Below are 9,026 nucleotides of genomic sequence, written 5' to 3' on the forward strand. Positions count from 1 at the left end.
CCACCGGCTGGTCAGCTTGATCCAGGCCATTCAGCTCAGCGGGAATGCCCTTGTCCAAATCATAAGCGACGCTTTCAACAGCCGCGTCTGAACGCAGCGCTTCCTGCACCAGATGAATACCCTCGACAATATATTTATGCTGCCGGGTGCGATGCTTTTTCTCCAGCAGCTGCGCCCATTCTTTTACACGAGTATTGTTCGGTGAAATGATTTCCATACGTTATCCGTCCGTTTCTTTAAAAATAAATGAAGCTTTACTTGTGCTTAAATACCAAGCCTCTGCTATGCAGCAAAAGCCAGCTCCAGCTTGGTCAGGTCATCTTTATGGCCCACAATGATCAGCACATCCCCCGATTCCAGGCGATCTTCCGCATAAGGCGAGATGTTCATTTCCTGATTTCTGCGAATCGCCATCACATTGCAGCCGAAGCGTGCGCGTATATCGAGCTCCTTGAGATTTTTTCCAATCATGGAATCTGCAGCCTTCATCTCTAGAATACTATAGTCCTTGGACAGCTCGATATAATCCAAAATATTGGGAGAGGTCAAATGATGGGCTACCCGCAGCCCCATATCCCGTTCAGGATAAACGACTTTATCTGCCCCAATCTTGTGCAGCACTTTCCCGTGTAGTTCATTTTGCGCTTTGACCACTAGAGCCGGTACACCCATGTCCTTAAGGATCAATGTCGTCAGAATACTGGCTTGAATATCTTCGCCAATCGCGACTACAATCACGTCAAAATTACGAATACCCAGCGCTCGCAGCGCTTCCTCATCCGTCGAATCGGCAGACACGGCATGCGTCACAATATTTGACATCTCCTGTGTGCGCTGCTCGTCCGAGTCAATAGCCAGTACATCAAACCCCATCTCACTCAGTGCGGTGGCGACACTGGAACCAAAACGCCCCATGCCAATAACCGCATACTGTTTTTTTGCCATTCCTTCTTAACCTCCCGATCACCATTCTGTCCGTCATAGTATAGCATAACACGCCACAAACATAAATTTTGACATGCTTATGCCAAATGCTTCTTCATGTATACCCGGCTGTAGCACAAGCCATAATACACCTGATAACTACTACAAACCTACGGGAGGTACACATGCCCATTACACTGGATTTACGACAAGCGATTGTTCACAAAGTTCACGGCAAATCAGAAGCTGATCTTACAGATATGATTATGGGGTCAGTGGATGGACCAGAGGCCGCTTTGCCTGGATTGGGTGTCATTCTTGAGGTCGCCTGGAAGCAAATGAGCCCAAACCAGCAGCAGGAGTTCGTCCATTTGGCGCATGAACAAATTGATAAAATCAAACCCGTTCCATTAACCTAGTTCCTACTGTGCAAGTTCTTGTTTATGTCCAGCCGTGCCCATGATTCTGCTCTTATCCGAAAATGACAATAGTCCACTCGCCGTAACCTTGAGTGGACTATTCGTTGTGTAGATCAAAATGGCAGAGATCAGTCTGCGATTGTGATTAAACCTTATGGAGCCATCTCCAAAAACTTGGCTGACGGATTTTTCTCCATAGCGGTACGCATGGCATACTCGTTTTCGAACAAGGCGACATAATTGCCTTTTTTATCTTTTACCAGCGTAGAGTTAATACGGAACTTGCTCGGATCAATCTGCTCATCCACGATCCAGCGTGCAAATTGGAACGGCATACGCTGGAGCTGTACGTCTACTCCGTATTCGCCCTTCATGCGATATTCAAATACTTCAAATTGCAATTGACCAACAACACCCAATAGCGTATCGTCGAAGCTTACCGTATGGAATACCTGAATCGTTCCTTCCTCGGTTAGCTGATCAATCCCCTTCTGATACTGCTTGTGCTTCAGGGCATTTTTCACAGTAACCTTGGCAAAGATTTCAGGCGAGAAGGTCGGCAATTCATCAAATACGATCTCGCTGCCTTGACTGAGTGAATCGCCAATACGGAAAATACCCGGATCAAACAATCCAATAATATCGCCCGGGAAAGCTTCCTCGACAATATCACGATCCTGTGCCAGAAACTGCTGCGGTTGGGACAGCTTAATCTCTTTGCCCATGCGTACATGCTTAACACTCATCCCGCGTTGGAACTTACCAGACACGATGCGCAAAAATGCGATACGGTCACGGTGAGCCGGGTTCATGTTAGCTTGAATTTTAAATACATAGCCGGTAAATTTCTCGTTCGTTGGCTCGATTTCCCCCGCTGTGCTGCGACGCGGCTCCGGTTTGGGAGCAAGCTGGAGAAAGTTTTCCAGGAATGTTTGCACACCAAAATTATTGATCGCACTACCAAAAAATACAGGTGTTAATTCTCCGCGCTGTACTTTCTCCATGTCAAAAGGATCGCCCGCTACATCAAGCAGCTCCAAATCCTGACACAATTGGTCATGCAGATATTCACCCGCCATTTCGCGAATAATCGAATCATTATAATCCTCCACTTTTTGTACCTTAATCGTGGAATGATCGTCTCCCTGAAACAGCTCGACCTGATTTTTGACACGGTCGTAGACACCGCACAGATCCCGCCCTGTTCCAATCGGCCAGTTCATAGGAACCGAACGGATACCAAGCACCTGCTCCAGTTCTTCCATCAGATCAAAGGGGCTGCGTCCCTCACGGTCCAGCTTGTTAATGAATGTGAAAATTGGAATTCCACGCTTCGCACAAACTTGAAACAACTTGATCGTTTGCGCTTCCACACCTTTTGCCACGTCAATCAGCATGACCGCACTGTCTGCGGCTGTCAACGTGCGATACGTATCTTCACTGAAATCCTGGTGACCCGGGGTATCCAGAATATTAATACGATGTCCCATATAATCAAATTGCATAACCGAGGATGTAACCGAAATTCCCCGCTGCTTTTCAATTTCCATCCAGTCACTCGTTGCATGCTTGCTTGCTTTACGCGCTTTAACTGTACCCGCAAGACGAATTGCGCCCCCGAACAGCAGCAGCTTTTCCGTCAATGTCGTTTTCCCCGCATCCGGGTGAGAAATAATCGCAAACGTGCGCCGTTTGTCAACTTCCTGTTGAAGTATATCTGTCGTTTTACTCATTTCACATATCCCTTCATGATCAAATCCATTGCATTCGTTGCTCAAGCTATTCATAAAAAGGCCATAATGCACGCCTAATTTCATCACCATACTCATTATAAATACGATCTTATTTACATGTTTTTAGCCTGCCTTTAACTTATAATCAGTTGCAAACTGAAAACCTGAGACTAAGCTATTATAGCATACTCCGAACGCAAAGCATCCCCTTACATCCTGAACAGGACATAGGGGGATGCTGGACAAAAGAAGATTACTGAGGGCCGCCTACCCGCCAGATGACATTATCTTCATCCTGACCGCTAACCGGCCACCACTTGAAGCCATCCTGCTCCAATAGCTTGTGGGCACCTTCCGGTCCCCATGAGCCTGCAGCATAGGTTTCCAGCGTATCCGGGGTTTGCTGCCATGCCTTGGCGATTCGATCGACGAATCCCCAAGCTGTGGCAACCTCATCCCAACGCGTGAAGTACGTCGAGTCACCCTCAATCGCGTCCATCAGCAGCCGTTCATAAGCCTCCGGTGAGTTGATGCCCACCATGCAGCTTTGGCAGAAATCCATAGCCAGCGGCTCAATATCTGATTCAGAGCCAGGCTTCTTGGCATTGATTTTAATGTAAATGCCCTCCATTGGATTGACCCGGATGACGAGCAAGTTCGGCTCCAGCTTATGCTTTTGACCGAGATATACATTTGTCGGCATGCTCTTGAATTCCACTACGATCTCCGTTGTTTTGACTGGGAGACGCTTGCCTGTGCGAATATAGAACGGTACGCCCGCCCAACGGAAATTATCTACAAACACGCGTGAAGCAAAATAAGTCTCTGTGTTCGACTGTGGATCAACCTTATCCTCTTCACGATATCCAGGCAGCTGCTGGCCGCGATAGCTACCTTCTGTGTATTGGCCACGTATCACATTGGTCTTCACATCCTCAGTCGATTCAAAAGGACGCAACGAGCGCAGCACTTTTACCTTTTCATCACGGATATCCTCGGGCAACAAACGACTTGGTGGTTCCATCGCAATCATCGTCAGCATTTGCAGCATATGGTTCTGCCCCATATCACGCAAGGCACCGGAATGATCGTAGTAACCCCCACGTTCTTCGACGCCTACCGTTTCACTAAGTGTAATTTGCACATTGGCAATATGCTTATTATTCCACAGTGGTTCAAAGAAGGCATTTGCGAACCGGATCACCTCGATATTTTGTACCATTTCCTTACCCAGATAGTGGTCAATCCGATAAATCTCTTCTTCGGCAAATACTTCACGTATTTCAACGTTCAACTCTTGGGCAGATTCGAGGTCGTAGCCGAACGGCTTCTCAATAACCAAACGATTCCAGCCCTTGCCATCCAGCATGCCGCCTTCTTTCAGGCTTTTCGACACGCTTCCGAATAGTTCAGGAGCCAAAGCCAAATAAAACAACCGATTTCCCTGAATGTTAAACTTGTTCTCGATAGACTCCGTCTGCCGTCTCAGTTCATGGAAGCCTTCAACATTGTTGATATCCAGCGATTTATATTCAAAATGGTCGGCAAACGCCTGCCATTCTTGATCATTCTCTGCCTTGTAGCGACTAAACTCCTGTATGGAAGCGTACAGGTCATTACGGAATTCTTCCTCTGTGCGAGGGCGTCTTGCTACACCAATAACGGCGAAATCTTCCGCGAGCTTCCCTTCACGGTACAAACTGTAAATCGCAGGAAATAGCTTGCGGCGAGCCAAATCGCCAGTAGCACCGAAAATAAATAGAACTGCACCTTGCGTCATAACAGATTCTCTAACAGGTATGTCAGCCATGAAGTACCTCATTCTTCCCATGTCGAGATTCCGCAATCCACAATCCTCGAAATCCGCATGTAGTATTGTGTATATTTAAACAAGATGATACTTGATTTTCTACAAACATGGAACTAAAGATTTGATGACATTTTAACATATTCTACATGGATAAGCCATCCGGCCAATCATAAATTTACCTTATAAATCAGTATTCTATCGTAATAAGTGGAAACCCAAGTGTAATACGTGTATCCTGCTTCTCTCCATCTTCATGCACAGCCATCTGCATATGTACCTGATGCTCCCCGCTTTGAATGCTTAACGGAAGCTTCGGAGCTTCATAGGATACTGCCGCCGTAGTTGCATCTGTGTATCTTTCTTTGGCTTGCATGGAAAGGTCCCTGGCTAATCTCTCCTCTGTCAGCTTCAGCAGTTGATTTACGGATTTCTCAGAATGCAGTGAACGCTGAACGGCTGTGTTCCACTGCGCTTGTACTCCCACGGACTTTAATAGCTCAGCACAGAGCTTATGAAGTCGGACCAGTTGCTCACGTCCTGCAGCGCTGCTGTCCAGCTGAACAACCACATACCATTGCTCAGCCTGCCGCTCCATCATGTTTAAACGCAAATTAAGGCTTTCACTGTCACGAACAGAACGATATACCGTGTGCCCATTTTCAACGAGCTTGTTTACAGCAGGCATATTCAGTTGATCGGCTATCTGTGCCGCTATAACCTCTGGATTTTCACCGTTAGCAGTCCAATCCCCTTGCCATTTCACAACCAGCTTATCCAGCGTACCGGGAGCCTGATCCGAGACGGTTAACAACGAACGCAATGCTTCTTCTGCCTCACGGGAATCATACCGAGTCGTCTGAACCGCTCCATAACGCCAGCCAGCCAGTACCAGCACCGCTCCCAAAACTACAATAGCAATCATCCCTGCTCTTAGCATCGTCATTCCTCCCGCTTCATAACCATCCGTTTCCAAATACAATCTGAATGCCTTCTTCTTGGGCTGGTTTGAAATCTATGAATCTATCAATAGCATTCCCATTACTGGAGGTTCTATACGCGCAAAAATGAAGCAATGCCTTTTAAAATATTCATCTACCTACTGGGTGTTCGACCATACATCGTAGGCACCGTGAGAATAAACTATGATCACAACGCATCTTATCCCAAAAGAGGTGAAATCATGATTCCTATTTATCCTGTAAATGAAGCCAGCGTAGCACCTTATGGTGGTCAGATGGTATGTGCAGTTATGCGTGATGGTACGAGGTACGTCGGCATCTTAAGCGGGTGTAGCAAAGGCAAGTTGATGTTGAACGGATATCCTTCCTCCTCGCCCGGCAGCCTTTATTCCGGAAGCTATAGCAACAAGGAGAAACAACAAGACAAGAAGGCATCCTCTAAAAAGAAAAAAAGAAATCCTAAAAACAAAGCAAATTCCTCTGCCAAATTAAATTCCTTAACTAGACCACCCAACCGACCTCTGAGCCCATCCTATCCTTATGACACTGGGGGATTGTCTGGAAATGGCTACGGTGGATATGGATATGGTGGACCGGGCTATGGCGGCGGGTATGGTAGATATGGTGGATATGGATACGGGGCAGGGCTTGTGCTAGATTTGGCTTTAATCGCCTTTTTGTTCCTACTTATCTAAGCATTGCGCATTGAACGCAAAAAAACCGGAGGGCAAGATGCGCCCTCCGGTTTTTTGTCTTCGTCTACTCTACTCTGCCAATCCGTTTTTGTAAGCGTAGATGGCCGCCTGTGTGCGGTCCTCTACGCCTAGCTTGGCTAGAAGGTTCGTAACATGGAATTTTACCGTCTTAATCCCGATAATCAGCTCATCTGCGATATCCTGATTGGATTTCCCTTGTGCTAATAACCGGAGTACCTCCATTTCTCGATCCGTTAGCTCCGCATGCGCGGGTGCCTCAGCCTGTGGCTGACGGAATCGATTCATCATCTTGGAGGCGACCTGCGACTCCAATACCGACTGTCCTCGTGCAGCTGCACGGATCGCATCCGCTATCTCGGAGGCACGAGACGTTTTGAGCAGATAGCTGAATGCCCCCGCTTCAATGACGGGATACATTTTCTCGTCGTCCAAATAACTCGTCAGCACAATGACCTTCGTCTCTGGAAGCAGACGCAGCACTTGGCGTGTCGTCTCAATACCGTCCATGCCATCCATGACCAGATCCATCAAAATCACATTCGGCTTGTATTCCGTAGCCAACCGTATGCCTTCTTCCCCGCTTCCAGCCTCGCCAACCACTTCTATGCCTTCTTCCGTACCCAGCACCGCCGCGAGACCAATCCGCACCATTTCATGGTCGTCTACCAGCAGTACGCTAATCGGTAATTCCGTTTCCATGATCATCGTTCCTTCCGCTTTCATCATTAATGACTGGCACCGACACCTCAATCCGTGTCCCTTTTCCCGGAGCCGTTATATACTGAATAGCTCCTCCAATCTCGCTGACCCGTTCCTGCATCGTGGATAATCCGTATGAAGTCTGCTTTTTCTCATCCATTTCAAATCCAACGCCGTTATCGCGAATTGTCAAACGGACGGAATCCGGCCGTTGCACGATACGAATCTCCATGCGGCTTGCTTTGGCATGACGCAACGTATTAGACATGGCTTCCTGAACAATACGAAACAGGTGATTCTCAATACCTTTAACTAACTGTACTGCGCTCTCCATCTCAAAATCAATCTCCATCGGTACCTTCGCCTGCAGTTCCTGTATCAAATCACGCAAGCCTTGCTCCAGTCGTTTCCCTTCCAGATAGACAGGCCGCAGATGAAGCAGTAGCGCCCGCATTTCGGATTGCGCCACGGAAGACATTTCTTCAATCAGCGCCACTTGACGCTGCGCTTTATCAAAATCCTTATCCAGCGTCCTGCCGACAGCCGTCGCCGTCATGGAGATGGCGAACAATTGCTGGGATACTGCATCATGCAGCTCTCTGGCCAACCGTTGCCGTTCCTCGACAATCGCAGTTATCCGGGCCTGCTCTGCCAGTTGGGCATTATTCGTAGACAACCGCTGCAAAGACGTAACCTGCTCCTGCCATTTGCGCCCGATTCGCTCCAGTTGCTCGCCCAGCCTGCCTAGCTCATCGTGGCCTAATGGCGGCAGCTCGCGTGCAGGGGTCCCCTTTTCCCACATCAGCAACGTCTCTCTCAGCATTTCCAGCCTGCTTTTGAAGCGATAGCTCTCATAAAATCCGTATATGGCCCCTGTTCCAATCAACACCAGTATTACGGCTCCTGCAAATTTCAATATCATTCCCCAGGTCGGAAACGACTTCACATATCCATATGTATACAGCATATAAAAAACAACTACGCCCACAACAACACACAGGAGGATACCTTCACCCATACTGCGGGTTACCATGTTGGACGTTTTTTTATGACTCATCCCGGTTCCTCCTGATCAATAAAATCGAACGCGTACATTGCCCGCCAAATATGAAACGACAAACTTCACTTTACATTCACTCTGCGCATAGTTCGGTGACTTCCAAACCATTCGATTGAGCATACCCGCTTCATGATCACGGTCAAACTGAATCTGCCCGAACAACACGAACATTTCCACCTCTACACCGTAATTATCCGGTAGCGTGATATCAATATCACCAAAGATTCCCTGCAAAAATACAACGGGTTCACGTTCTTCCGGAATAGCCAACGTCAAATCAGCATCCACATCCCCAACCACATGCCATATACTTGTGCTGCGCAAGCTCCACGGCACTTCGTCCCATTTATGATTGGATATAAAGTTGTGCTTGAATATAGAGCTTTGGCCTTTATGCAGCTTTCTGGAACGTGAATAGAACACAGCCAACGAGCCTAACGTGATCACCACAAATAAAAACAGATGATCCAGCACCAGCAGCCCGGCTCCGATTGCGAGCATCGTATATCCCTTTTTGATTTTGGAATTGCGAATCTTATATATCCCAATCAACATCAGGATCAGTGCAACCACGGAGAGGAAACCAATCCACTGACCGAATAAAATTATAATTCCGACGCCGATCCCTGCCAGTGCCAAAGCTGATTTTCTTCTCTCCATGCTGCACCCCCTTTTTGTTTATACAGGAAGGAAAAGCCATAGTGGC

9 protein-coding genes and 1 pseudogene are annotated in these 9,026 nt (G+C 47.5%); 2 read left to right on the plus strand and 8 right to left on the minus strand.

Annotation, left to right across the window (positions count from 1 at the left end):
- A pseudogene (locus WG8_RS20045) lies at positions 1–217 on the minus strand (TrmH family RNA methyltransferase); the annotation flags it as partial.
- Positions 218–282: 65 nt separating this feature from the next.
- Positions 283–945: a potassium channel family protein gene (locus WG8_RS20050; protein WP_007432067.1), complete on the minus strand. Its 663-nt coding sequence runs from the start codon at positions 943–945 to the stop codon at positions 283–285.
- 164 nt (positions 946–1,109) lie between these two features.
- Between WG8_RS20050 and WG8_RS20055 the strand changes: the two genes are divergently transcribed.
- Entirely contained in the window at positions 1,110–1,343 is a 234-nt protein-coding gene (locus WG8_RS20055; protein ID WP_007432068.1) for a small acid-soluble spore protein SspI, read from the plus strand.
- Positions 1,344–1,495: 152 nt separating this feature from the next.
- Here the strand turns inward: WG8_RS20055 and WG8_RS20060 are convergent, their stop codons facing one another.
- From WG8_RS20060 to WG8_RS20070, 3 genes are all read right to left on the minus strand, one after another.
- A complete protein-coding gene (locus WG8_RS20060; protein ID WP_007432069.1) occupies positions 1,496–3,076 on the minus strand; it encodes a peptide chain release factor 3 in 1,581 nt (526 codons plus the stop codon).
- 253 nt (positions 3,077–3,329) lie between these two features.
- On the minus strand, positions 3,330–4,886 hold the full coding sequence (zwf, locus tag WG8_RS20065; protein ID WP_007432070.1) for a glucose-6-phosphate dehydrogenase: 1,557 nt from the start codon (positions 4,884–4,886) through the stop codon (positions 3,330–3,332).
- Between the two features lie 187 nt (positions 4,887–5,073).
- A complete protein-coding gene (locus WG8_RS20070; protein ID WP_043891287.1) occupies positions 5,074–5,829 on the minus strand; it encodes a YwmB family TATA-box binding protein in 756 nt (251 codons plus the stop codon).
- A 237-nt stretch (positions 5,830–6,066) separates the two neighbouring features.
- Here WG8_RS20070 and WG8_RS20075 point away from each other — a divergent pair, with 237 nt between their 5' ends.
- Complete coding sequence (locus WG8_RS20075; RefSeq protein ID WP_007432072.1) at positions 6,067–6,540, plus strand: hypothetical protein; 474 nt, start codon at positions 6,067–6,069, stop codon at positions 6,538–6,540.
- Positions 6,541–6,609: 69 nt separating this feature from the next.
- Here WG8_RS20075 and WG8_RS20080 read toward each other — a convergent pair whose 3' ends face one another.
- Genes WG8_RS20080 through liaF form a run of 3 tightly spaced genes read right to left on the minus strand, consistent with a single transcriptional unit; the run spans position 6,610 to position 8,980 of the window.
- A complete protein-coding gene (locus tag WG8_RS20080) occupies positions 6,610–7,260 on the minus strand; it encodes a response regulator (protein WP_007432073.1) in 651 nt (216 codons plus the stop codon).
- On the minus strand, positions 7,238–8,317 hold the full coding sequence (locus WG8_RS20085; protein ID WP_007432074.1) for a sensor histidine kinase: 1,080 nt from the start codon (positions 8,315–8,317) through the stop codon (positions 7,238–7,240). The genes WG8_RS20080 and WG8_RS20085 overlap by 23 nt, the downstream gene beginning before the upstream one ends.
- 15 nt (positions 8,318–8,332) lie before the next feature.
- On the minus strand, positions 8,333–8,980 hold the full coding sequence (gene liaF, locus WG8_RS20090; RefSeq protein WP_007432075.1) for a cell wall-active antibiotics response protein LiaF: 648 nt from the start codon (positions 8,978–8,980) through the stop codon (positions 8,333–8,335).
- Positions 8,981–9,026 lie beyond the last annotated feature (46 nt).

Source organism: Paenibacillus sp. Aloe-11, from assembly GCF_000245715.1.
GTDB classification, from domain to species: Bacteria; Bacillota; Bacilli; order Paenibacillales; family Paenibacillaceae; genus Paenibacillus; species Paenibacillus kribbensis.

Coding starts and splice junctions, on each gene's coding strand:
- WG8_RS20060 (WP_007432069.1), bottom strand. CDS start 3,076: ATGAGTAAAACGACAGATATACTTCAACAGGAAGTTGACAAACGGCGC.
- zwf (WP_007432070.1), bottom strand. CDS start 4,886: ATGGCTGACATACCTGTTAGAGAATCTGTTATGACGCAAGGTGCAGTT.
- WG8_RS20055 (WP_007432068.1), top strand. CDS start 1,110: ATGCCCATTACACTGGATTTACGACAAGCGATTGTTCACAAAGTTCAC.
- WG8_RS20085 (WP_007432074.1), bottom strand. CDS start 8,317: ATGAGTCATAAAAAAACGTCCAACATGGTAACCCGCAGTATGGGTGAA.
- WG8_RS20050 (WP_007432067.1), bottom strand. CDS start 945: ATGGCAAAAAAACAGTATGCGGTTATTGGCATGGGGCGTTTTGGTTCC.
- WG8_RS20075 (WP_007432072.1), top strand. CDS start 6,067: ATGATTCCTATTTATCCTGTAAATGAAGCCAGCGTAGCACCTTATGGT.
- liaF (WP_007432075.1), bottom strand. CDS start 8,980: ATGGAGAGAAGAAAATCAGCTTTGGCACTGGCAGGGATCGGCGTCGGA.
- WG8_RS20080 (WP_007432073.1), bottom strand. CDS start 7,260: ATGGAAACGGAATTACCGATTAGCGTACTGCTGGTAGACGACCATGAA.
- WG8_RS20070 (WP_043891287.1), bottom strand. CDS start 5,829: ATGACGATGCTAAGAGCAGGGATGATTGCTATTGTAGTTTTGGGAGCG.